At 64.9% G+C, this 23,948-nt stretch carries 22 protein-coding genes and 1 pseudogene; 12 read left to right on the forward strand and 11 right to left on the reverse strand.

The genetic code is table 11. The features are described 5' to 3' along the window. The first annotated feature begins 13 nt into the window (after positions 1-13). Positions 14-172: a hypothetical protein gene (locus tag V6M87_RS05700; protein ID WP_332848786.1), complete on the forward strand. Its 159-nt coding sequence runs from the start codon at positions 14-16 to the stop codon at positions 170-172. Here the strand turns inward: V6M87_RS05700 and V6M87_RS27220 are convergent. From V6M87_RS27220 to V6M87_RS05710, 3 genes and pseudogenes are all read right to left on the reverse strand, one after another. After that, positions 128-643, reverse strand: a pseudogene (locus tag V6M87_RS27220) (tetratricopeptide repeat protein); the annotation flags it as partial. The gene V6M87_RS05700 and the pseudogene V6M87_RS27220 overlap by 45 nt on opposite strands. An 8-nt stretch (positions 644-651) precedes the next feature. Then, positions 652-2,238, reverse strand: coding sequence for a mechanosensitive ion channel family protein (locus V6M87_RS05705; protein ID WP_332848787.1), 1,587 nt, complete (start codon positions 2,236-2,238; stop codon positions 652-654). 7 nt (positions 2,239-2,245) lie between these two features. Further along, on the reverse strand, positions 2,246-3,634 hold the full coding sequence (locus V6M87_RS05710) for a YfcC family protein (RefSeq protein ID WP_332848788.1): 1,389 nt from the start codon (positions 3,632-3,634) through the stop codon (positions 2,246-2,248). Positions 3,635-3,768: 134 nt separating this feature from the next. On the opposite strand from V6M87_RS05710, the gene V6M87_RS05715 reads away from it, so the two are divergent. From V6M87_RS05715 to V6M87_RS05735, 5 genes are all read left to right on the forward strand, one after another. Continuing rightward, entirely contained in the window at positions 3,769-4,974 is a 1,206-nt protein-coding gene (locus tag V6M87_RS05715; protein ID WP_332848789.1) for a cyanophycinase, read from the forward strand. Between the two features lie 132 nt (positions 4,975-5,106). Beyond that, complete coding sequence (gene paoA / locus V6M87_RS05720; RefSeq protein WP_332848790.1) at positions 5,107-5,781, forward strand: aldehyde dehydrogenase iron-sulfur subunit PaoA; 675 nt, start codon at positions 5,107-5,109, stop codon at positions 5,779-5,781. Continuing rightward, a complete protein-coding gene (locus tag V6M87_RS05725) occupies positions 5,778-6,737 on the forward strand; it encodes an FAD binding domain-containing protein (protein ID WP_332848791.1) in 960 nt (319 codons plus the stop codon). Before paoA ends, V6M87_RS05725 begins: the two co-directional genes overlap by 4 nt. Continuing rightward, entirely contained in the window at positions 6,734-8,932 is a 2,199-nt protein-coding gene (paoC, locus tag V6M87_RS05730) for an aldehyde oxidoreductase molybdenum-binding subunit PaoC (RefSeq protein WP_332848792.1), read from the forward strand. Before V6M87_RS05725 ends, paoC begins: the two co-directional genes overlap by 4 nt. Further along, positions 8,929-9,717: a transporter gene (locus V6M87_RS05735; RefSeq protein ID WP_332848793.1), complete on the forward strand. Its 789-nt coding sequence runs from the start codon at positions 8,929-8,931 to the stop codon at positions 9,715-9,717. Before paoC ends, V6M87_RS05735 begins: the two co-directional genes overlap by 4 nt. Here V6M87_RS05735 and V6M87_RS05740 read toward each other — a convergent pair. Beyond that, positions 9,714-10,637 carry a LysR substrate-binding domain-containing protein gene (locus V6M87_RS05740; RefSeq protein WP_332848794.1) on the reverse strand — a complete coding sequence of 308 codons (924 nt, stop codon included), beginning with the start codon at positions 10,635-10,637 and terminating at the stop codon, positions 9,714-9,716. The genes V6M87_RS05735 and V6M87_RS05740 overlap by 4 nt on opposite strands. Before the next feature lie 92 nt (positions 10,638-10,729). On the opposite strand from V6M87_RS05740, the gene V6M87_RS05745 reads away from it, so the two are divergent. Continuing rightward, positions 10,730-11,665, forward strand: coding sequence for a pirin family protein (locus V6M87_RS05745; protein WP_332848795.1), 936 nt, complete (start codon positions 10,730-10,732; stop codon positions 11,663-11,665). Between the two features lie 20 nt (positions 11,666-11,685). Next, on the forward strand, positions 11,686-12,090 hold the full coding sequence (locus tag V6M87_RS05750) for an OsmC family protein (protein WP_332848796.1): 405 nt from the start codon (positions 11,686-11,688) through the stop codon (positions 12,088-12,090). On the opposite strand, the gene V6M87_RS05755 is transcribed toward V6M87_RS05750, so the two are convergent. From V6M87_RS05755 to V6M87_RS05775, 5 genes are all read right to left on the reverse strand, one after another. Next, a complete protein-coding gene (locus tag V6M87_RS05755) occupies positions 12,065-13,072 on the reverse strand; it encodes a S41 family peptidase (protein WP_332848797.1) in 1,008 nt (335 codons plus the stop codon). The genes V6M87_RS05750 and V6M87_RS05755 overlap by 26 nt on opposite strands. Further along, a complete protein-coding gene (locus V6M87_RS05760; RefSeq protein ID WP_332848798.1) occupies positions 13,069-14,874 on the reverse strand; it encodes a hypothetical protein in 1,806 nt (601 codons plus the stop codon). Before V6M87_RS05760 ends, V6M87_RS05755 begins: the two co-directional genes overlap by 4 nt. Positions 14,875-14,884: 10 nt before the next feature. Continuing rightward, positions 14,885-15,802, reverse strand: a complete 918-nt coding sequence (locus tag V6M87_RS05765; RefSeq protein ID WP_332848799.1) for an ABC transporter ATP-binding protein — start codon at positions 15,800-15,802, stop codon at positions 14,885-14,887. Beyond that, positions 15,799-16,209 (reverse strand): GntR family transcriptional regulator, encoded by a 411-nt coding sequence (locus V6M87_RS05770; RefSeq protein ID WP_332848800.1) that lies wholly within the window; start codon positions 16,207-16,209, stop codon positions 15,799-15,801. The genes V6M87_RS05765 and V6M87_RS05770 overlap by 4 nt, the downstream gene beginning before the upstream one ends. A gap of 88 nt (positions 16,210-16,297) precedes the next feature. After that, entirely contained in the window at positions 16,298-16,744 is a 447-nt protein-coding gene (locus V6M87_RS05775) for a hypothetical protein (RefSeq protein WP_332848801.1), read from the reverse strand. Positions 16,745-16,893: 149 nt separating this feature from the next. On the opposite strand from V6M87_RS05775, the gene V6M87_RS05780 reads away from it, so the two are divergent. Beyond that, a complete protein-coding gene (locus V6M87_RS05780) occupies positions 16,894-18,042 on the forward strand; it encodes a branched-chain amino acid ABC transporter substrate-binding protein (RefSeq protein ID WP_332848802.1) in 1,149 nt (382 codons plus the stop codon). A gap of 4 nt (positions 18,043-18,046) precedes the next feature. On the opposite strand, the gene V6M87_RS05785 is transcribed toward V6M87_RS05780, so the two are convergent. Further along, on the reverse strand, positions 18,047-20,455 hold the full coding sequence (locus V6M87_RS05785) for a sensor domain-containing protein (RefSeq protein WP_332848803.1): 2,409 nt from the start codon (positions 20,453-20,455) through the stop codon (positions 18,047-18,049). 233 nt (positions 20,456-20,688) lie between these two features. Here V6M87_RS05785 and V6M87_RS05790 point away from each other — a divergent pair, with 233 nt between their 5' ends. The 3 genes from V6M87_RS05790 (at position 20,689) to V6M87_RS05800 (ending at position 23,352) form a co-directional block, all read left to right on the forward strand. Beyond that, complete coding sequence (locus V6M87_RS05790; RefSeq protein WP_332848804.1) at positions 20,689-21,399, forward strand: hypothetical protein; 711 nt, start codon at positions 20,689-20,691, stop codon at positions 21,397-21,399. Continuing rightward, the gene (locus tag V6M87_RS05795) at positions 21,399-22,361 is read left to right on the forward strand and encodes a 2-dehydropantoate 2-reductase (RefSeq protein WP_332848805.1); all 963 of its coding nucleotides are present in this window, start codon (positions 21,399-21,401) and stop codon (positions 22,359-22,361) included. Before V6M87_RS05790 ends, V6M87_RS05795 begins: the two co-directional genes overlap by 1 nt. Before the next feature lie 67 nt (positions 22,362-22,428). Further along, positions 22,429-23,352: a DNA/RNA non-specific endonuclease gene (locus V6M87_RS05800; RefSeq protein ID WP_332848806.1), complete on the forward strand. Its 924-nt coding sequence runs from the start codon at positions 22,429-22,431 to the stop codon at positions 23,350-23,352. Here the strand turns inward: V6M87_RS05800 and V6M87_RS05805 are convergent. Next, positions 23,349-23,714 carry a hypothetical protein gene (locus V6M87_RS05805; RefSeq protein ID WP_332848807.1) on the reverse strand — a complete coding sequence of 122 codons (366 nt, stop codon included), beginning with the start codon at positions 23,712-23,714 and terminating at the stop codon, positions 23,349-23,351. The genes V6M87_RS05800 and V6M87_RS05805 overlap by 4 nt on opposite strands. Positions 23,715-23,948: the final 234 nt, after the last annotated feature.

The raw sequence follows: 23,948 nt of genomic DNA on the forward strand, positions 1-23,948 counted from the left end.
TGGCTTGCCTTTGTTGGGTGGCATCGAGAAGGTTCAGGAGCTGCAAGCGATTTTTGATCGCCTGCGGATCGCCGGCCTGTGCCGGCATATCGATCCAGGCATACGCTTGAACGTAGTCGAGCGGCACACCGTGCCCTTGCGCAAACAGCAAGCCGTATTCGTTCTGGGCTGACAGCAAGCCGGCTTCGGCTGCCTTGCGGTACCAGAGCGCAGCCTGCGCAACATCGGCGCCAACACCGTCTCCCTTTCGCAAGGACTGGGCCAGGTTGAACTGCGCTTGCGGGTCGCCCGCTTCTGCCGCCTTGACCATGTAATGCAGCGCTATCGTTGCATCTTTGGGTACGCCGTCGCCATGCGCATGCATTAGTGCCAGGTTGGCCAGCGCGGGCACATGGTTCGCCTCTGCCGCTTCGGTGAACAGTGCGGCTGCGCGCGCCCGGTCACGCTCGACGCCGTGGCCTTCGTAGTACAGGCTGGCGAGCATGTGCTTTGCCTCGGCGCTGCCTTGCCCGGCTGCGGCCGTAAACGCAGCCAGGGCTGCGCTGTAGTTCCCGTCGTTGTAGTACGCGATGCCTTCCTTGGTGGATGCGCATGCCGGAGACGACAACGCGATGGCAAGCAGGAGCGTGAAAGTTCGACGCATGGCGGCCCTTATCGCTCGGTGAGCTTGACGACGGTCGGCGCGGGGAACGCCAGGCCGATGCCGGCGCCTTCGAGCGCTGCAAAAATGCCGTGCAACAGTTCGGCACGCACGTCGTTGCTGGCGTCGCCATCCTGCAGCGCGATATACGCATTCGTCTCGATATTGAAGCCGCGTTCGGTAATATTCGCGAAACGTGCGCGCGCGCCGGCGGCGACATGCTGGTGACCCGTCAGCACGCCTTCGATCAAGCCGACCGCCTCCTGCAATTGTGCCGCCGTGACCGCGGGGCTGACCGGAATGACAGGATTGAACTGGAAGCGGTCGCGGTCTGTCAAATTTTCGATTTGCCGGGCCGAGAAGTCGCCGTTGGGAATGGTCACGATGGTGCGCTCGCCGGTGCGGATGCGGGTTGAGCGGATGCCGATGTCTTCCACCGTGCCGGTCACCGTGCCGACCTTGATCGCGTCACCAATCTGCGCTGGCCGGTCGGCGATGACCGTCACGCTGCCGACCAGGTTTTCCACGGTTTTCTGTGCACCGAGTGCCAGCGCGATGCCGCCCACGCCCAGCGCCGCAATCCCGGTGGTGACGTTGATGCCGAAGGTATCGAGAATGCCGACGGCGGAAAACGCCAGCAGCAGGACTTTGACGGTGCGCCGCAGCAGGGTCACCACCGAGATGACCTGGCGCCGCTGGCGCCGTTCCATGCGCGAGATGGCAAGATCGGAGATGGCGTCGACCAGGCGCAGGCCGAACCAGACAAAGGCGACGGCAGTGACCACGCCAGAGTAGCGCAGGAAGGTTTGCCGGGCGACGATGCCGACCGGCAGCTCCTCGACCCAGGCATAAAACACGCCGATCGCAAACAGCAGGCTGAACGGTGGCAGCGATGCCTGCAGGAACAGGTACAGGCCATTTGTTTCGGGATCGCGCACCAGCTTGCGCAGCGCCAGCAGCACGATGCTGGCCAGGAACCACAGGCCGGCAAAGCTGGCCGCCGCAAGACCGACCAGCAACAGCCAGTCCTGCACCGGAGCGCCCGCGAGCATGAAGCCCATGCCGGTGCCGCTGCCGGCCTTGGCCACGGTATCGGCATTGGCCAGCGCCAGCTGGCTGGCGGTCTCTCTGGCGATTTTCCAGATCGCCTGGTCACCGCTACCCGAGCGGGCCAGCAGCACCGGCACTTCCTTGCCCTGGATGGTGATCGAGCCGACGTCTTCGCGGTCGACATCGAGGTCGTCGTTGGTACGCCCCACGGGGTCGTTCGACAGGGCGACGAAGGGCTCCAGCGAGCCGCCGCGGTCGAGCAGCACCTGCAGGCGCCGCGCCAGTTCGGTGCCGGAGGTGCGCTGGCGGCCGCCGCGTTCGGCTGGCACGTCGATATAGTTGCCGGCCTGTTCGTAGTCGTGCCTGGCCAAGGCTTCGATCAGCGCGGTGATGGTCGAGCGCGGCGTCTGGCGGTCGAAGCGGTCGGCGACGGCCGCCGTGGCGGCAGGGACAGCCGCCGTGGCCTGGGCCGCCGCAGTCATGGCGAACGGGAGCGGCAAGGTGAGGGCGATCAACAACGCGCCCAGGTAATGTTTCATATGCTTCATGCTGCCCTTATTGCCAATGCATCAAACAGGCCGGCACCAGCATCGCCAGCGACAGCACCACGTAAATCAGTTGCAGCGGAATCATCCATTTGGCCCATGTTGCCCAGGGAATCCGGGCCAGCGCCAGTACGCCGATGGTGATGCCGGAGGTCGGCAGCATCGGCGTGGAAAACTCGCTGAACTGGTAAGCCAGAATGGCAGTCTGGCGCGTCACGCCTACCAGGTCGGCCAGCGGCGCCATGATCGGCATGGTCAGCGCGGCCTGGCCGGTGCCGGAGTGGATGAAGAAATTGATCACGCTCTGGATGCCGTACATTTTCCAGGCGGCGAAGATCGGGCTGGACGACTGCACCAGTGGCAGCAGGCTGTGCAGCATGGTGTCGATGATGTGGGCGTCGCGCGCCAGAATCACCGTGCCGCGCGCCAGCGCAATGACCAGCGCGGTATTGACCAGGTCCTTGGCGCCGCTCGAGAAGGCGAACACGAAGCGGTCGGCGTCGAGCCGGCCCACCAGGCCGATCACGATGGCCATCGACAGAAACAGCGCCGCGATTTCCGCCACGCCCCAGCCGCCATGCACCACGCCGAACACCATGCCGATCAGCGAGCCGGCGAAAATCGACAGGATCGCGATGTGGGTGCGTGTCATGCCCGTGAAGGCGGTCTCGCCCGGCTTGTGCGCCGCGCGCAATTCCTGGTCAAGCGCGAAGGTCGGGCTGCGCGTCGGGTCGGCTTTTACGCGCGCGGCGTACCACATCAGGAACAGCACGGTAGCCAGCGTCGCGATGGCCCAGCAAATGAGCCGGTAGCCAATGCCGGAAAACGGCTGTACCCCGGCGATCTTTTGCGCGATGCCGACATTGAACGGGTTCAGGAAGGCGGCGCCAAAGCCGACCTGCGAGCCGAGGAAGGGAATCGAGACGCCCGTGATCGAGTCGTAACCCAGCGCGAGCGCCAGCGGCACGAAGATCAGCACGAAGGGAATTGCTTCCTCACTCATGCCAAAGGTGGCACCACCGAGGGAAAACAGCGTCACAAACAAGGGGATCAGCGCGGCCCGCACGAACGCGGAGCGGGTGTGGGCGCGCGCGATGGTCTTGATCATCGATTCGACCGCCTCGGTGGCGGCCAGCACGGCGAACGCGCCGCCGACAATCAAAATGAAGCCGATGATCTCGGCCGCTTCCACGAAGCCCTTGATTGGCGCCATCATCAGCGCCACCAGTCCCTGCGGGTTGCTGGCAATATAGTGGAAGGTGGCCGGATCGACGACCGACTTGCCGCCCACTATTTGCATCTCGTACTTGCCGCCCGGGACCAGCCAGGTGGACACGGCAATCATGGCGAGGATGGCAAACAGCAAAACAAAGGTATTGGGGAGACGCAGTTTTCTCATGGCGGGTTGATCCGTGGAATGAATGGCGATCTTACACAATTGATATGGCTGTGCGGCAAAATACGGGTGCGGGCGGGAAAAATAGTCCGTTTCGGGTAAGCTTCGGCCTGATTTTTCGACATATGGATAACAAGATGACCTACCTGTTTCGCCCCTTGCTGTGCCTCGTCCTCACGCTCGTCACTCTGGGCGCACGCGCCGAAGGGTCGCTCGTCATTGTCGGCGGCGCGCTGCGGGCCGACAACGCTGCCGTGTGGCAGCGCATCGTCGACCTGGCTGGCGGCAAGGGTGCGCGCATCGCCGTCGTGCCGGCTGCAGCCGGGAATCCGACCGGCTCGGGCGGACGCGTGGTCCAGCACCTGAACCAGTACGGTGCGCAGGCCTTCCTGCTGCCGCTGGCGCCGCGCCTGCCGGGCGACGTGCACGTCGCCGCCAACGATCCCGCCAATGTCGCCGCGCTCCAGGCGTCGGGCGGCGTGTATTTCATTGGCGGCGACCAGGCCCGCATCACCGCTTCGCTGCGCAATGTCGATGGCGCCAACTCGAAAGTGCTGGACGCGATCTGGGCCTTGTACCACCGTGGCGGCGTGGTGGCCGGGGCCAGCGCCGGTGCGGCCATCATGAGCAGCACCATGTTCGACAATGCGGGCACCACCTTGTCCTTGCTGCAGAACGGCGTGAGCGACGGCACTGAACTGGCACCCGGCCTCGGTTTCATTGGCAAGGACGTGTTCGTCGACCAGCACCTGATCATCCGCGGCCGCTTCGCGCGCATGCTGCCGGCGATGCTGAAAAAATCGTACAAGCGCGGCCTGGGCATCGACGAGAACACCGCCGTGGTGGTGGGGCCTGGTCGCGACGCCGAAGTGATCGGCTACAAGGGCGCAATCTGGTTCGATCTGACCAACGCCACGGTCGACCCGAACCTGCAAGCCTTCAATATTGCCAACGCCAGCATCAGCTACCTCGACCACGGCGACCGCATCAATCTCGACACCGGCGCCATGACGCCCTCGGCCGACAAGGTCGGGGGCAAGGTCGATCCGGCCAAGCCCGGCAACCGCTCGCCACTGTTTTCGGCCGATATCCTCGGCAACACCACGCTGGTCGACCTGATGAGCAAACTGGTCGACAGTTCCCAGCCGCAGGCGACCGGCCTGGCGTTTGGCGGGCCCGATGCGAATCCGGCCTTGCCCGGGTTTTCGTTCCAGTTGCGCCGGACGGACGCTACCGTTGGTTACGAATCGGCGACCTCGGAAGCGTACTCGGTGTATCGCATGCGCCTTGACGTAAAACCGGTGAAAGTGCGCTGGCCCGCGATCGGCGAATACCGCAAGTAATTGCGTGCCACTGATGAACGGCAGGCATAAGAGCATGCCTTTCAACCGTGTTAATCGTCTTGCCAGAATCCTTTAAGATGCGTGCTGATTACATTGACACCGTCAGCCCATTGACCGACAAGGACTAAGCACATGAACGACACGAACCCACTGCGCCAGCTTGGCGACATCAAATTGACCAGGAGAGACGTGCTCATTGCCGGCGCCGTCTCGACTGCGGCCGCCTCGGTGCCGGGCCTGGCCACCGCCCAGACCGCCGCTTTGCCAACGCCGGCCGCTGCCGCGCAGCCACCCGTCATGGCAAAATTTTCGCTCAAAGTCAATGGCAAGACCCAGCAAATGGACGTCGACACGCGCACCACCTTGCTCGATGTGCTGCGCGAAAACCTGCACATGACTGGCACCAAGAAGGGTTGCGACCATGGTCAGTGCGGCGCCTGCACCGTCATCGTCGACGGCCGCCGCATCAATTCCTGCCTGTCGCTGGCCGTGATGCACGACGGCGCGTCGGTCACCACCATCGAAGGCCTCGGCACGCCCGATAAACTGCATCCGATGCAGGCAGCCTTCGTGAAACACGACGGTTTCCAGTGCGGATACTGCACGCCTGGCCAGATCTGTTCGGCCGTGGCCGCGCTCGACGAAATCAAGCAGGGCATCCCGAGCCACGTTACCGGCAGCCTGCTGGAGAAACCGCTGTTGTCGGTCGCCGAACTGCGCGAACGCATGAGCGGCAACATTTGCCGCTGCGGCGCTTACTCGAACATCATCGACGCCATTTCGGAAGTCGCCGGGAGCCGCGCATGAGAGCCTTTACTTACCAGAAAGCGAAGACGGTCGCCGAGGCCGCCACGCTGGTGGCGCGCACCCCGAACGCCAAATTCATCGCCGGCGGCACCAATCTGCTCGACCTGATGAAGCTGGAAATCGAAGCGCCAGTCGCGCTGATCGACGTGAATCACCTGGGCCTGAACAAGATCGAGGCCACGCAGGACGGCGGCTTGCGCATCGGCGCCATGGTCACCAATACCGACCTGGCGTCTGACGCCCGTGTGCGCAAGGACTACGGCGTGCTCGCGCGCGCCATCCTGTCCGGCGCCTCGGCCCAGCTGCGCAACAAGGCGACCACCGCCGGCAACCTGCTGCAGCGCACCCGTTGCCCGTACTTCTATGACACCAACATGGCGTGCAATAAGCGCGTCCCGGGCAGCGGCTGTTCGGCCATTGGCGGCTATACGCGCCAGCTCGCCGTCATCGGCGTGAGCGAATCGTGCATCGCCACCTATCCGGGCGACATGGCCGTGGCAATGCGCCTGCTCGACGCCTCAGTGGAAACCGTGGCATCGAACGGCGCCAAACGCGTGATTCCGATTGCCGACTTTCACCGCCTGCCGGGCAACACGCCGCACATCGAGACGGCGCTGGCCCCGGGCGAGTTGATCACGGCCGTGACCTTGCCGAAACCAATTGGCGGCGTGCACATCTACCAGAAGGTGCGCGACCGGTCGTCGTATGCGTTTGCGCTGGTATCGGTGGCGGCAGTGATCCAGAAAGACGGCAGCGGGCGCGTGGCCCTGGGTGGCATGTCCCACAAGCCGTGGCGCGTGGAAGCTGCCGAGGCGAATCTGCCGCGCGGCGCCAAGGCCGTCACCGACGTGTTGCTGGCCGGCGCCAAGCCGACCTCCGAGAATGCATTCAAGGTCATCCTGGCCCAGCGCACGCTGGCCGCTGTAATTGCCGAAGCATCGAGGAGCCAAGCATGAAATTCGATACCCCTGCTACCACCAATCCGATCGACCAGTTAAAGGTCATCGGCAAGCCGCTCGATCGCGTCGACGGCCCCCTCAAAACAGCCGGCCTGGCGCCGTATGCGTACGAACGCCACCTGGATGCGCCGAATGCCGCCTACGGTTACATCGTGCACGCCGCCATTGCGAAGGGCAAGATCACGGCGATTGACAGCGCCGCCGCGCGCGGCGCGCCCGGCGTGATTGCGATCGTTACCTACGAAAATGCTGGCAAGCTCGCCAAGGGCAATTTCAATACCGCGTGGCTGCTGGCTGGTCCGAACGTCGAGCACTACCACCAGGCGGTGGCGGTGGTGGTCGCCGAGACCTTCGAGCAGGCGCGCGCAGCCGCCAGCCTGGTCAAGGTGTCGTATGCGAAAGAGAAGGGTGCGTATGACCTGAAAGCGGCCAAAGCCTCGGCCATCAAGCCGGGCAAGGGCGAGAAACCCGATACCGCTGTGGGCGACTTCGCCAAAGGCTACGCCGGCGCGCCAGTCAAGCTCGACATGCAGTACACCACGCCCGACCACTCGCACGCCATGATGGAGCCGCATGCGTCGACCGCGTCGTGGCAAGGCGATAAATTAACGCTGTGGACCTCGAACCAGATGGTGGCGTGGGGCCATGGCGACGTCGCCAAAACGCTCGGCATCCCGAAGGAAAATGTGCATCTGATGTCGCCCTATCTGGGGGGCGGCTTCGGTGGCAAACTGTTCGTGCGTGCTGACGCCATCATGGCTGCCCTGGCAGCGAAAGAAGCAAAGCGTCCGGTGAAAGTGACGCTGGCGCGCCCGGTGGTGTTCAATAACACCACGCACCGCCCGGCTACCATCCAGCGCCTGCGCATCGGCGCCACGCGCGACGGCAAGATCAGCGCCATCGGTCATGAAAGCTGGTCGGGGGACTTGCCGGGCGGCTCGCTGGAAACAGCGGTATTGCAAACGCGCTTGTTGTACGCGGGCCCCAACCGCATGACGGCGATGCGCCTGGCGGTGCTGAACCTGCCTGAAGGCAATGCCATGCGCGCACCAGGCGAAGCGCCGGGTCTGATGGCGCTCGAAATGGCCATGGACGAGATGGCCGAAAAGCTGAAAATGGACCCGATCGCCTTCCGTGTCATCAACGATACCAAGGTCGACCCTGAAAAGCCGAACCGTCCCTTTTCGCAGCGCAAGCTGATCGAATGCATGCGCACCGGTGCCGACAAATTCGGCTGGAGCAAGCGCTCGGTCGAGCCGGGCAAGGTGCGCGACGGCCGCTGGCTGATCGGCATGGGCGTGGCTGCCGCGTTCCGTAACAACATGGTGATGAAGTCGGGCGCGCGCGTGCGCCTCGACAGCAAGGGCACCGTGACGGTTGAAACCGACATGACCGATATCGGTACCGGTTCCTACACCATCATCGCGCAGACCGCGGCCGAGATGATGGGCGTGACGATCGACAAGGTGGTGGTGAAACTGGGTGACTCCAGCTACCCGGTGTCGTCCGGTTCGGGCGGGCAGTGGGGCGCCAACAGTTCCACCGCCGGCGTCTATGCGGCGTGCGTGAAACTGCGCGAAGCAGTGGCGCAAAAGCTGAATCTGACCGGCGACGTGCAGTTCGTGGGCGGCATGGTGTCGGCCGGCTCGAATAAATTCGCGCTGGCCAAGGCCGCAGAGGGCGGTGAAGTGGTGGCGGAAGACACCATGGAATACGGCGAACTGGACAAGAAATACCAGGAATCGACCTTCGGCGCCCACTTCGTCGAAGTGGCGGTCGATGCAGCCACCGGCGAAACCCGCATCCGGCGCATGCTGGCCGTGTGCGCGGCCGGCCGGATCCTGAATCCGAAGACGGCGCGCAGCCAGGTCATCGGCGCGATGACGATGGGTGCCGGCGCTGCCTTGATGGAAGACCTGGCGGTCGATCACCGCCACGGCTTTTTCGTGAACCACGACCTGGCCGGGTACGAAGTGCCGGTGCATGCCGACATCCCGCACCAGGACGTCATCTTCCTCGATGAAACCGATCCGATCTCCTCGCCGATGAAGGCCAAGGGCGTGGGCGAGCTGGGCATCTGCGGCGTGGCAGCGGCGGTGGCCAATGCCATCTACAATGCCACCGGGGTGCGGGTGCGCGACTATCCGGTCACGCTCGACAAACTCCTTGCCAAGATGCCTGACTACGCATGAAAACCTGTGTTGCATTGATCGTGTCGCTGCTTGTGCTGGGGCAGTCCGCCCCTGTGCGGGCCGACGACGCGAATCCGGACCGGCCCGGCATTGCCGACGGCAGCAGTGTGGTTGGTGCCAGCCGGTTCCAGGTTGAATCCGGGCTGCAGCGCGAGTGGCGCCGTGACGGCGACGCGCGCGAACGCCTGAGCTATGTGCCGACCTTGCTGCGCTTCGGCCTCGACGCGCACTGGGAAGCGCGCATCGAGGGCAATGCCTTTGGCTGGCAGAAACAATCCGATGCGGTCAACGGCGTGTCGCACAGCGCCGGTGCGATGCCGGTGTCGCTGGGCGTGAAATACAATCTTCAGGCCAGTGACGACAGTGGCAAACCTGGCTATGGCGCCATCGTGCGGGTGTTTCCCCGTTCCGGTTCCGAGACATTCGGCACGCACCGCGTGACGGCCGATGCGCGCCTGGTGGCCGACTTTGCGCTCTCTCCGGCGTGGTCGCTGAACCCGAACATCGGCGTGGCGCGCGAGGAAGATGGTGACGGCCGCCAGTACAACACGGCCCTGTTTGCCGTGACGCTTGGCTTTGCGGCGAACCCGCAATGGAATGTGTTCGTCGACACCGGCATGCAGTCGCGCGAGCAGCGCCATGGCGGCGCCCAGGTCATCGTCGACACCGGCGTGGCCTATGCATTGACGCCCGATGTGCAGCTCGATGCGTCGGTCGGGCGCGCCGTGCACGGGCAAACCCCGCCGCATGCGTTCGCCTCGGCCGGCGTCAGCGTGCGCTTTTAGGCGCCGGGCCGTCCCATCTGCAACATCCGCTCGAGGGGTGGGCTGGCGTGCAAGCGCTGGCGCCACCACTTGAGCGTTTCTCCTTCTTCTCCGGTGCGCCAGGCCAGGTACAGCGTTTCATCCGGCTTCGGCTCTTCCACTGCCTTTTGCACCAGCCGCCCCGCGGCAATGTCCTCGCGCACCCACTGCGCCGGCAAGAAACCGAAGCCGATGCCCGAGCGCTGCATGCAATATTTGGTCTGCATGTCCGGCACCGCCAGGGTGTCCTGCCCGAACAGCAGGCCGATGGTGCGCGGCTGCAGCTGGCGCGCCGAGTCGGACACGGACACAGCCCGGTGCGCCACCAGGTCGGCCTTGCCGAGCGGGTGTGGCACGCCGGCGAGCGGGTGACCCGGCGCCACCACGAAGGTGAACGCCATCGTGCCGATCGGTTCGGCCGAATAACCGCCGCCGGACGGCCCGGCGCCGGCCGCGCCCACCAGCAAATCGGCGCGCCGGTCGAGCAGCGCTTCCCACGTGCCGGACAATTGCTCCTTCACGATGCGCAGCCGGGTCTGGTCGGCGGCGTCGTAGAACGCGGCGATATCCGGCGCCAGCGCCACTGGCGACAAGGCCGAATCGACGGCAATCGTGAATTCCGTCTCCCAACCCGACGCCACGCGCCGCACGCGCGACTCCAGGTCGGCCGCCGCTTTCAGCAGGTAGCGGCCTTCTTTCAATAGTTCGGCGCCGGCGTCGGTCAGGGTGACGCGCGGGCCGAAGCGTTCGAATAGCTGGACGCCCAGGTCTTCCTCCAGCTTCGAGACCGTGTACGAAATTGTCGATGGAACCCGGAACAATTCCTTGGCGGCGCCGGCAAACGAGCCGCGCCGGGCGATGGTGTCGACAGTGAGCAGGGCGTCGAGGCTGATTTTCAACATGCAGTTTTTTCGATCATGGTAGTGTAAACAATTCGTTTTTGTTCTTCTTGAATGGAGGAGATAATACGTGATCGAATCAACGGAGGCCTGCCATGCATCTCGAAAACCATCACGACGACCTGCCCGGCGACATCGACGTCGTCGTTGTTCCGCGCAGCCACGACCTCGGCGACAACTTCGTCGTCCGCCGCGCCCTGCCCAGCAAGGAGCGCCGCATGGTCGGCCCCTTCGTCTTCCTCGACGAAATGGGGCCGCACCGTTTTACGGAAGGCCGTGGCCTGGATGTGCGCCCGCACCCGCACATCGGCCTGGCCACCGTGACGTATCTGCTGGACGGCGAAATCATGCACCGCGACAGCCTCGGCACCGTGCAGGCGATCCGTCCCGGCGAGATCAACTGGATGACGGCCGGTAAAGGCATTGTCCACTCGGAGCGCACCGCGCCCGCCCTGCGCGCGACCGGGTCCGGCTTGTCCGGCCTGCAATGCTGGGTCGCGCTGCCGAAATCGATGGAAGAAAACGACCCGAGTTTCAGCCACACCAAGGCCGACCAGTTGCCGGTGATTGAGGGCGACGGCGCCAGCGCCCGCATCATCGTCGGTGACTTTTTCGGCCAGCGATCGCCCGTTAAAGCGGCCTCCGACATGTTTTATGCCGACTTGACGCTGCAACCCGGCGCGCGCCTGAGCATGCCGGCCCAGTACGACGAGCAGGCCATCTATGTCGTGCAGGGCGAGCTCGACCTGGGCCGCGACGGCAGCTTCCCGGCCGGCCAGCTGGTCGTACTCAAGCGCGGCGCGGCGGTGACGCTGGCCGGCAAAGGCCCGGGCGTGACGCGCGCCATGCTGCTCGGCGGCGAGCCGATGGATGGCCCGCGCTACCTGACCTGGAATTTCGTCTCCAGCTCGGTCGAACGCATCGAACAGGCCAAGCAAGACTGGCGCGAACAACGGTTCGCGCGCGTGCCCGACGAAACGGAATTCATTCCCTTGCCCGATCTGCCGGGGCGACCAGTGCAGTATCCATAAACTTTGCCATCAACTTCGCCATGCCCATCATCGTCCAACGCAACACCCTGCTGCCGATGGCGCAGACGGTGCAAATCCGCACCCACAGTTTTACCGCCGACAACGGCGTCGATGGTGGTGGCAGCGATGCCGGCCCGTCGCCGCACGATTTGTACGATGCGGCGCTGGCCAGCTGCAAGGCGCTGACGCTGACCTGGTACGCCAGCCGCAAGGGCTTGCCGCTCACCAGCGTGCGGGTCGAGTGCGAGCGCGACGCGAGCGAGGAGCGCCACGGCGTCTACAAACTCACGACGCGGCTGCATCTGGTGGGCGACTTGACGGATGCGCAGCGTCACGAACTGCTGGCGGTCGCCGAGAAATGCCCGATCCACAAGCTGATGAGCAGCGTGAAAACCGAGATTACAACGCTGCTGGCGCCAGCTTGAGGCGTTCTGTTGCCAGCCGCTGCGCAGTGGCCAGCGCATCGTCCGCCGCTACCTTGATCTCCGGCACCACGCCCGTGCCCTCCCAGCTGGTTTGCGTGATGGGATTGATGGCGCGGCCATTCGGGATGAAGGCGCCAAAATAAGGCGACAAGGGGCGCACCTGACCGGGATTGGCGCCGCCGCCGGTGGTTTCCCCCACCCGCGTGGCGCGTTTCAGCTGCTGCATGTCGTAGCTGAATTCTTCGCCGCCGGAAAAGGTACGCGGGCTGGTCAGCACATACAGCGGCTTGGTCTGGCCGTAGCGCTTGCCGGGGACCGTGGGCTCGGTCCAGAATTGCTCGGTTCTATTGCCTTCGCGCCAGGCCAGGTCGTTCAGGTGCGTGCGCTTGTCGAACAGGTAGCTGGCCAGCCAGGCGACGCAGGCCGGGTCGCCGCCGCCGTTCCAGCGCAGATCGATAATCAAGGCATCGGTGTCGGCCAACTGCGTCATCGCCGCGGTGATGGCGGGCGCGGCGAATTTTACCGGCGCGAAGCCGCGCAGGTCGAGGTAGCCAATGTTCCCGGCCAGAATGTCGGTCTTGAAGATGCCGAAGCCGGCCGCCGCCATCTGCTTGTGCATCGCGCTTTCCTGTCCGGGTGTCGGCTTGCCGTCCGGATTCATCGGCGGCAGCGGCGTGTCGGCGGCGAAGACACGCAGGTGCTTGTCGTGGCTGACCGCACGCAGGTCGTCCGTGAGCGTGCGTGCAAACGCTTTCGGCTCGGTGAGCGCGTCGTAGCCACCTTGCCCCAGTTTCACGCGCAGGGCCTGGCCCAGCTTGCGCGCGACGTCCGGGTAGACGTAGTAATCGTCGAGCTGTTTGGCGAGCGCGGCGATGAGCTCGCCGCGGGCAGCGGTGTCGAGTGGCGGCGCTGCTGCGTGGGCACTAGTGAGCAGGGTGCCGGCGACCAGCAAGGTTGCGGCAAAAACGCTCAATGGTTTCATCGATTTGCTTTCAGGTTAACAGGAAGGAAGCGGCGTGCGCGCGCCGGCAGGGGAGCGAGGATGGCGAGCACCAGCAAGGCCGGCATGCCCAGCGCCAGGCACGCAAGGCACCAGGCCAGGCGCGCGCCGGGCGCGATGCCGGCGCGCCTGGTCCACCAGGCGGCGCCGGCGCCGGCCAGCAGCATGGCGACGATGGCGGCGATCCACGCCGACGCCGGCCGGGGGAGGATCAGCGGCGCCAGCGCGCCGGCCCGGTCGTCCGGCAGGTTGCCGTGGTCGATCAGCAAATCCGGCAACGACACGATCGCATGCAGCACCGGCGAGGCCCACCACGCCCGGTGTTCGAACAGCGCCACATAATCGTGGGGCATGTCGCGCCGCGCCACTTCGCGTACGGCGCCATCGTGGGCGGCAAGGTAGACGATCTGGCGCGGCGGCGCAGCGCCGTCGTCGTGGCGGTAGCCGGACAGTACCGACACCAGCGTGCCATCCGCCACCTGCGCGGCATCGACCAGGGCCACATCGCCAAACGCCGCCGGCAGGGCGATGGCGCGCTCGATGGCCAGGCCGGCCCCGGCCGGTTTAAGCAGCAGCACGCGCCGGTTGGTCAGCAACAGGCGTTGCTGGCCGGCCCAGACGACGCCGCCGGCCAGCCATTCGCCCGGGTCGACTTGCAGCACCTTGCGCACGCTGGGCGCTGCATCGTCCAGCGCATACAGGGCATGCGCATCGACCAGCCACTTGCCGCCGTGCGTGTCGCCGCGCGCGATCGGCTGCGCGCTGAACCCGCCGACTGGACCGAACCAGCCGGCGCCATTCTGGGTGCGCATGTTGACGCCGCGATAGCGTAGCGCGTCGGCGCTGAAGGTCCACTTGGTTTCACCCAGGACGAACAGCACCTGGCCGAAGTTCGAGACCATGTCCGGTACCGGGATGGCACGGATGGCCGGACCGACGATTTGCGCGCTGGCGCCAGGCAGTGCGCTACGCCATGCGGCCGCTTCCGTGCTGCCTTGCAAGCCTGCCAGCACACGTTCCGGGGCGGTCAGGCGAAAGGTGGCGCGGTAGCCGTCGCCTGTCACCGGTACGGCCAGCCCTGGCAGCACCTGGCGCACCTGGTAGAGCACGCTGCCCGACCACAACAGCGCGAGATACATGCAGACGCTGAGTACGATGGCACCCGGCAGTGCGGCTGGCGCGCCCGCTGACGTGGCGCGGCTCGGGCTGAAGGCAGTGTAGAGCAACACCAGCAACATGGCATCGCACGCCAGCCACAGGCCCAGCGCAGTGCGCGCCGTCGCGAACTGGACACACAGGACGAGCGGAAAGAGCGCGACCAGGAAGGTCCAGCGGCTGCGGTGCAGCATGAACCAGCCGCCCGCCAGCCAGCCCGTCAGCGCCGCCAGCGCCAGGCAGGCCGCCCCCGCATAGTGGCGGGCATCGATCACGCGCGGGGTCAGCCTTGCCTGCCCGACCAGGACGATCATCATCGGCAGGGCCACGGCCAGCACGGTCATGGTCAGCGCCGCCAGCACCAGGGCGGCCAGGATGCGGGCCCGATGCAGGGGGCGATGCAACAGCCAGATCCAGCGGCTGGGATGACGGTAGCTGCCGAACTGGAATGCCGCAAATGCGCAGCCCGCCAGCGTGTAAAAGAACAGCAACACCAGGTGCATCGACTGCGGTCCCGTGGTGATCTCCACGAGCTGCTGGAGCAGTGCCAGGGCAAGCAGGTTGGCCGCGGCAAAGGCGGCTGCACTCTTTCGAAAACGGCGCAGTTCGGCGCTATACAGGTCGAGCATGGTGATCCTTTCAGGCGCTGCGAAGGGCGGCGGGAGCGGCATGGCCGTGCGCCAGAAATGCGTTGACGGCGCGGTCGAGACCAAGCGGCATGGCTTGCACCGTTTGCGCGCCGAGCAGTTTTAAACGCGCGCCGAAACTGTCGTCCTGGTCGAACACGGCGACGTGCTTGACGCCGTCGATGGTTTGCACTTGCAGCACGCCGGGCAAGACCCACAGATCGGGCGGCGTGAACGGAAAAGCGGCAGCCCACAGGCGGATACGTCCACAAAAATCTTCCGGGGCACTCATGCAGCGCATGCGGCCGCGTTCGAGGATGACGAGGTTGTCGGCCAGCCGTTCTACCTCATCCATCTGGTGCGAGCAGTAGACGATCGTGGCATCGGCATCATCATCGAGCGATTCCAGGACGGCTGCAAGAAACGCGCCCTTGGCCACCACATCAAGGCCCAGGGTCGGCTCGTCGAGGATCAGCAATTGCGGGCGCTGCGCCAGCGCCAGGGCGAGGTTCAGCCCGGCGCGTTCGCCGCGCGACAGTTCGCCGATGCGCTGGGTGGGCGCGACATGGAAGTGGTCCAGCACGGCGTGGTAGCGCGCCTCGATCCAGCGCGGGTACTGGCGCTGCTGCATGTGCTGCAGTTCGCTCACGCGCATCCAGGCCGGCAAGGTGTGCTCCTCGTTGACGAAGCCGATCAGCTGGCGCAGCGCCGGCGTGAGCTGCGCACAATCGTGGCCGAGCACGCGCGCGCTACCGCTGTCGGCGCGGGCGAAGCCGAGCAGGACGCGGAACAGCGTCGATTTGCCGGCGCCATTCGCGCCGATGAAGGCATGGATGCCGCCGCGCGGCAGGCGTAAGCTCAGGTTGTCGAGTGCAACCTTTTGTTGGTAGTTGAGGGTAACCGCATCGCAGTCGATGGCGTAATCGTTCATGCGCTCTTTCGCTTGGTGAAATGGGACAATTCATCGGCAACGCGTTCGACGACGACGCTGGGCGGGTAGTCGAGGCCGATGACGTCGCTGACAAACCGGTCGACGGCGGCGTCGAGCCGGCGTGCACGTTCATCGTTGGACAGTTGCTGGCGCTGCTCGGCCACGAACAGGCCCATGCCGGCACGTGCCAGCAGCCAGCCATCGGCGCTCAGCTCGGCGTAGGCCTTGGCGACCGTGTTGGCATTGATCGACAGTTGCTGCGCCAGCCCGCGCACGCTGGGCAGGGCATCGCCGGGCAGCAGGTCGCCGCTGGCGATCAGGCGCGTGATGCTGTCGCTGATCTGGCGTGTGATCGGGCGCGCATCGCCGGTGACGATGTGCAGCATGAGAGCGGGGCGGCGGGTCATACATCTCCTCTGTACTAGTACGTGGAGTACAGTAACATCGAAAAAACGACCGCGTCAAGCGGTCGTTGCCTCGGTCGTTGCCTGTTTGTTACTCGACCCGGCGCACTTTTGGCGAACTGTTGGTGCCCTCGACTTGCAGGAAGATCGTGCCGATAAAATTGCGCTTGATCGTGACTTTCGGATTGGTGGTCGGGGTCAGCGTGGCGTCGCTGCCGTCGACCACGCGCCAGACCTGGCCGTTGGCCAGCTTGAAGCGCGTGTTCGGTCCCCAGCCGGCAAACGGGCCGACGATGGTGCTCTCGACCGCGTCGATCTTTGCCGGCGCCTGCACGGCCATAGCGGCCGGCGCCAGGCCGAACGCTTGCTGCGGCGTCAAGGCCGGCGCGGCGGGTGCTGCCGGCATGGCCGACAGTTCGATCCTGTCGTAGCAGCTCAGGCGTGCGGACGTGTCGGTCATGGCGCGGCAGGCGCGCATGGCATTGTCGTCGGCCAGCGCGGCGCCGGACACCAGGAACAGTAATATGCATGCTTTCATCGGGCGCTCTCAATAAGGTGGACAGATGCACACGATTATAACGACACGGCGATATATCCTGGGCGCATGTTCTTATAGCCATTCCGTCCTTCACCTGCTGCTCCCGAGCATCTATAGTGTTCGGTCTTCTATCTGATGCTGGAGCCGCCATGACCGTTCGCCATATTGTATTGACAGGCGCCGCCACCCTGCTGGTCCCGCTGCTCGCCACTGCCGCTGCCCCGGTCGAGGTTGTCAAAATCGGCCACGTGGCCGCCACCTCCGGCGCCGTCGCCTATTTCGGAAAGGACAATGAAAACGGTGCGCGCATGGCCGTCGAGCTGCTCAATGCGCGCAAGACGCAAATCGGTGGCAAGCCGGTGCGCTTCGAACTGGTCGCCGAGGACGACGCGGGCGACCCGAAACAGGCCACGGCCGCCGCCCAAAAACTGGTCGATGCCAAAGTCAACGCCGTCATCGGCCACCAGACCTCGGGCACCACCATTCCCGCCTCGAAGATTTACTTTGACAGCGGCATTCCGCAGATTTCGCCATCCGCCACCAGCCCGCAATACACTGCGCAAGGTTTTAATACTGCCTTTCGGGTGGTCAGCAACGACAAGCAGCTGGGCCGCGCGTTGGGCCGTTACGCCGTCACCGGCATGCAGGGAAAGCGGGTGGCGGTCATTGACGACCGCACCGCGTTCGGCCAGGGCGTGGCGGTGGAATTCGTCAAGGGTCTGAAGGAAGCCGGCGGCACGGTCGTCGCCAAGGAATTTACCACCGACAAGGCGGTCGAATTTTCCGCCATTCTCACCAGCGTGCGCGCCGCCAAACCGGACGTGGTGTTTTTCGGTGGCATGAGTTCGGTTGCCGGCCCGATGCTGCACCAGATGAAGGCGCTGGGCCTGGGCCAGGTCAAGTTTATCGGCGGCGACGGCATCTGCTCGGATGAACTCGTCAAACTGGCGCAGGGCGCTGTTGCCGATGGCCAGGTGGTGTGCGCCGAGGCGGGCGGGGTGGCCACCTCCGGCAAGCCCGCCATGGACCAGTTCCGCGTCGACTACAAGAAACGCTTCGGTATTGAGGTGCAGATTTATTCGCCGTACACCTACGACGCGGTGCTGGCCGTGGCCGACGCCATGGTGAAAGCCGGTTCGGCCAGGCCAGCCGTCTACCGCCCGGTGCTGGCGAAAAATGCCTACAAGGGCATCACCGGCACCATTGCCTTCGACAAGCTGGGCGATATCCGCGACGGCACGCTGACGCTGTACACCTTCAAGGGCGGCAAGCGCACGCTGGTTGCCGTGACAAAATAAAGGATTACGCCAGGCGCGTGCCACGCGCCAGCATATGGTCCAGCACGGTGGCGCCCACGGCCGGGCTGAAATAATGGCCTTGCATCTGGTCGCAGTCGTGCTCGCGCAGGAAGTCGAGCTGGGCGCGCGTCTCCACCCCCTCGGCGATGACTTTCAGCTTCAGGTTGTGGCCGAGGGCGATGATGGCGCGGGTGATGATGGCGTCGCCGTCGCTGATGTCGGCCAGGAAGGACTTGTCGATCTTGATGAAGTCGACCGGAAAGCGCTGCAGGTAGGACAGGCTCGAGTAACCCGTGCCGAAATCGTCGATCGACAGCTGCACGCCCAGCGCCTTCAGGCTGGTGAGCGCGGCAATTGCCTGCGCCGGTTCATCCATCAACTGGCTTTCGGTCACTTCCAGCTCGAGCGTGGCGGGTGCGATGCCGTACTTCGCCAGCATCCCGGCCACACGCTCGGGGAAGGCGCGCTGGCGCAACTGGCGCGCGGACAGGTTGACCGAGATGACGAATTGGCGGAACCCGCGCCTGGCCAGGTGCGCCAGCTCGGCGCAGGCGGCATCGAGCACCCATTCACCCAGCGGCACGATCAGCCCGGTTTCTTCGGCGGCGCCGATAAACGCTGCCGGCATGATCAGGCCGCGCTCCGGATGTTGCCAGCGCACCAGCGCCTCGGCCCCCACCACTGCGCCGCTGCGCAGGTCGATCTTCGGCTGGAAGCCGAGGAACATCTCGTGGTTGCGCAGCGCGCGTGTCAGGCTCGCTTCCAGCAATAAATTGTCATGCACGACCTGGTTCAGTTCTGGCGTATAGAACTGGCAATTGTTCTTGCCCATGGTCTTGGCGTGGTACATGGCGGCGTCGGCGGCGCGCATGATCTGTTCGGCCACCACGCCGTTGTCGGGAAACAGCGCCACGCCGATGCTGGCGCTGGCGATGATTTCCTTGCCCACCGCGTGGATTGGCGCGCACAGCGACTGGCGCACGCGCTCGACCAGATCGGTCACGTGGCGGATGCTGGGCTGGTGATTGATCAGCAGCACGAATTCGTCGCCGCCCACGCGTGCCACCGTGTCGTCCTCGCGCAGGCTGTGGCGCAAGCGTTCGGCGATGCAGCGCAGCACGTCGTCACCGGCTTCATGGCCGAAGGTGTCGTTGATGTGCTTGAAGTTGTCGACGTCGAGAAACGCCAGCGCACCCAGCCTGCCGTGGTGCAGCGCGTCGTCGATACCCTGTTGCAGGCGGTCCTGCAACAGGCTGCGGTTGGCCAGGCCGGTGAGCGGGTCGTGGTGGGCCAGGTGCTGGAGGCGCCGCTCGTAGTGGCGCGCTTCGGTGATGTCGCTGATAACGCCGACGAAATGGGTGACGGCGCCATCGGCATCGACGACCGGGTCAATGTACAGGTCGTTCCAGAAAATTTCGCCGTTCTTGCGCAGGTTGCGCAGCACCGCGTGCACGCTTTCGTGGCGCGCCAGCGCGTCGTCGATGCGCTGCTGTTGCTCGACGTCGGTGCCGGCGATGTGCATGAAGCGCGGGTCGCGCCCCTTGATGTCATCGAGCCGGTAGCCGGTGATCTGTTCGAATGCGGGGTTGATGTACTCGATGGCGTTGGCCCCGCCCTGGCAGCAGGTGATGACGATGGCGTTCACGCTGGAAAACATGGCGCGCTCGCGCACCAGCAGCCCGAGTTCGTTTTTCTTGCGCGCCGAAATATCGAGTCCGGTGCCGAAGATGCAGGGCAGTGCGCCCAGGGTGGTGCGCACACAGTTGAACAGGCAGGCGGTGCGCTTCCCGTGTTTGCCGATCAGCTCGGCCTCGTGCGTCGAGTGCCCTTCTTCGAACGCCGCGCGGATATTTTCATGGGCGATCGGCTGCTCCTTGACGCTGAAAAAACTGTCGATCTCCGCCGCTTCGATCTCGTCGCTGGACATCTCGAGCGCCTGCTCGAGCTGGCGGTTCCAAAGGATCAGTTTGCCGCTGGCATCGATCACGTAGAACACGCACGGCAAGCCTTCGACGATGTCGGCCATCGGTAAGCCCTGCAGCATGGCGTAGCGGCGCGGCAAGTGGCTGGTGAGCGGCAGCACGATGACGCTGAAGGCGCTGGGCTGCATCGGATCGAGGTCCTGGCGCGCCACGGTAATGCGCACCGGGAGCTTGCTGCCGTCGAGGCACAGCAACTGGCCGGTGGCATCGGTATCGATGCAGTCGGAGAATGCCGGCATGGCGTCGGGCAGGATAGCGCGCGCGCTGCCAGCGGCCCCCGGGTGGTCGAAGGCGAGCAAACGGCCGATCGGACTGCCACGCAGATTGCGCGCGCCATATCTTGCCAGGTCGGCGCAGGCCTGGTTCCAGCTTTCAATGCTGCCTTGGGCATTGACGATAAATACGGCAACTGGCAACGGAGAATGGTTCACATGAACTCCTGCAGGGTGCACCTGTGTCGCCAGAATCGGTACGCCGGTGCGCGTGTTGCAATTCTAACCCTGCGGCGTCAATACGTATGCAACATCGGTGATTTTTGTGAGAATATTACATAGCGGAAAATCCAAGTCGCGTCGATGCGGACTGAAAATTCGCGTATATTGTCGGAACGCTGAGTTCGATTGGCGTTTCTTTATTTTTTCACACGGCCGGAGCCGGGATGTTCATGCAGTTATTTCCAAACACCTTGCGCAGCGTTGCCGCAACCGCCCTCGCGGCGGCGGTCTCGTGCGCCCAGGCGCAGGTGCCTGCGCCCAAACCCCACGTCCAGATTTTGCAGTTGAACAGTATCTGCAGCAGTGGCGCCACCTGGGAAGAAGCCGACACCGTCACGGTCAACTTTCCCAATGAAAACGTCACCCTGAGCGTGAACCGCTTCGACGACGCCTTGCACGTGAAGATCCGGATCGGCCAGGAAGAGCGCGAAATGATTCGGCTCGACAATGGACTGACCGCCGTGCGCGCCTCCAACGAACTGGGCCCGCCGCAGTTTGCCGGCGTCGATCTGCTGGCCAACGCCGCCTTGCATTATCTGCAGCAGGGTTTCAAGACGCCGTGTGCCGCGTCGAACGCGCACCATTTTTCGCTGGACATCCAGGATGGCCCGAAATCCGACGCCAATACGGTGCACATGGAAGGCGACATGGAGCAGACCGGCGAAGCGCTCGGCTATGGCATGATCGTCACCGAACGCGAAGGCCCGGCCAACGCCACCATCCTGAAAACCACCGGCAGCTGGGATTTTGCCGACCTGGGCGACATTCCCGACACCACCTCCATCGTTGGCTGGCGCGTCTACCGCAATGGCGAGCGGATGCGCATGGACGATACCGACCTGACCGTCATCGAAGACCTGAAACGGCTGGCGCGGCGCTGATGCCATTCGAGAGGATTTGCGTGGTCGGCGCGGGCGCCATCGGTACCCTGCTGGGCGCGCGCCTGGCCGGTGCGGGGCACGCCGTCAGCGCGCTGGCGCGCGGCGGGACCCTGGCCGCTCTGCAAACCCATGGCTGGCGCTTGCAGCAAGCCGGTGCGTTGCTGCAGCAGCCGGCGCGCGCGACCGACGATGCGCACGCGCTCGGCGTCCAGGACCTGGTGGTGATTGCCGTCAAGGGGCCGGCCATGGCCGCCGTGGTGCGCACCATCGCACCGCTGCTGGGACCGGCCACCGTCGTCCTGCCGGCCGTGAATGGCGTGCCATGGTGGTTCCTGCCCGGCGCGCCTTTGGCCTCGGTCGATCCGGGCGGGCGCATTCTGGCGGCCATCCCGCTGGCACACGTGGTCGGCTGCGTGGTGCACGCCAGCGCCGCAGTGCTGGCGCCGGGCCTGGTCGAGCATCGCATGGGACAGGGGCTGGTGATGGGCGAGCCGGCAGGCGCCGATTCGGCGCGGCTGCGCAGGCTGGCACAGTTGTTCGCGAGCGCAGGCTTCGATGTCACGCTGTCGGCGCAGATCCGCGCGGATGTCTGGTACAAGCTGTGGGGCAATCTGACGATGAACCCGGTGTCGGCCCTGACCGGCGCCACCATCGACCTGGTGCTGGACGACCCGCTGGTGCGCGCGTTCTGCTCGGCCGCGATGGATGAGGCGGCGGCGATCGGCGGGCTGATCGGTTGCCCACTGACGCAAACTGCCGAAGACCGCCACGCCGTCACGCGCAAGCTGGGCGCGTTCAGGACATCGATGTTGCAGGATGCGCAAGCCGGTCGCCCGCTCGAACTCGACACGATCGTCGGGGCGGTGCGCGAAATCGGCCAGCGCGTCGGCGTGGCCACGCCGAACATCGATGCGCTGCTGGGCCTGACGCGCCTGTTCGGTCGCGTACACGGACTGTATTGATCTACCTCAATATCTTATAATCCTCGCCGCAAGCCAACCTTATTTATTCTTACAGCGGCAGAGTCATTTGAAATTACGTCAGTTAGTTGCCGGTATCGCGGCAGTGGTCGCGATCGGGGCCGGTTTTGCCCAGTCGAACGGTGTCGAAGACTGGTTCCGCTCGGCGGTCTCCCATTACACCCATGCCGAACGCGAGCGCAATGCACCGGTCGCGAAGGCGCACAAGGAAGCCAAGGAGCGCGGCCGCGCCGGCGCGCTCAGCGAACGCGAAGCGTTGGCGTTATATTCCGCGGCCCAGCGCGAGCCGGGTTTCGATGCCTGCGTCGACCAGTTCCCGCAAGAGCAGCCGCTGGCGCTGGCGCTGGTGCCGGCGAGCATGAAGCCGCTGGCCCTGTGTTCCGACCAGTTTGCCGTGCTGTATTCGCAGACCAGCAAGACGCCGCTGGTGGTGGTGGAACGCCTCAACGCCAGCCGCCTGGCCCAGGCCAAGGGCGAGCAGCGCAGCGACAATTTTTATGCCGATCCGCGCATCGACCGCGCCGGACGGGCTGATCTGGCCGACTACCGCGGCCAGCATCCGGCGGTGGACCGCGGCCACCAGTCGCCGGCAGCCGACGCACCCACGCCACAGGCCATGGCCCAGTCGTTCTCGCTGTCGAACATGGTGCCGCAAGACCCGGTGAATAACCGCAAGGTGTGGAACAAGATCGAGCAGGACGTGCGCAAATTTGCGCGCCGTGCGCGCGGCGACGTGTTCGTCTTCACCGGCCCCCTGTTCGACAGCGGGCACGAGACGGTCGGGCGCGGCAAGGTGTGGGTGCCGACCCACCTGTTCAAGCTGGTCTATGACGTTTCGTCGGGACGCGCCTGGGCCTACGTGTTGCCGAATGCCGAGACCGAAATCCAGGCGCCGATGAATTACCAGGCCTTCGTCGCCCGCACCAAACTGCCGCTGCTGCACAACGCGCGCATCACCGGCGGAATTCTCTAGGACAGTCTGGCGTTGCTGAGCAGCGCCCAGGCCACCGTGATCACCACCATGCCGGTCAGCGTCACGCACGACCACGTAAAAAACCAGGCCGACAGCATGCCGGCCTGCAGCACCCGCTCGACCAGGCAGCCGAGGCCGAAGTCGAAGGCGGTGAGGAAGGACCAGCGCCGCAGGTAGACCGGCAGGTAGCGCGCCATGCGCGCATTGTGCACGCGCGCGGCGTGGTGCTCGAACAGGTTGCGCGCGGCCTGGACATCGGTGAACAGCCAGTCGAAAAACAGGAAACGGTACAGCAAGGTAAAAAATGGCAGTTCGGCCACGGCGGGCGGCAAGTCTTGCGGCGGCGGGCGTTCGATGTCCATGCTGGTCCTTGTGCATTTGGAAACGGCGCCAGGCGCGCGGCCGGCAGACCCTTTTCAACCATTCAACATAATCCCAAACCAAGGGGGGCGGCGCGCGTTTGCGGCCGGTCTGGCGTGGCTGGCTGCCCGGTTCTTCTTCTTGTTGACGTCGTCTGTCAGACGCGCGCGTTTAATCTGGCGCAAACGTGCTGCGGGTGCGCGGCATGACTTGGATCTCCCGGTCGGCTGTGCAGA

It is taken from the genome of Massilia sp. S19_KUP03_FR1 (assembly GCF_036688685.1).
In the GTDB taxonomy this organism is placed as follows: domain Bacteria; phylum Pseudomonadota; class Gammaproteobacteria; order Burkholderiales; family Burkholderiaceae_D; genus JALYUM01.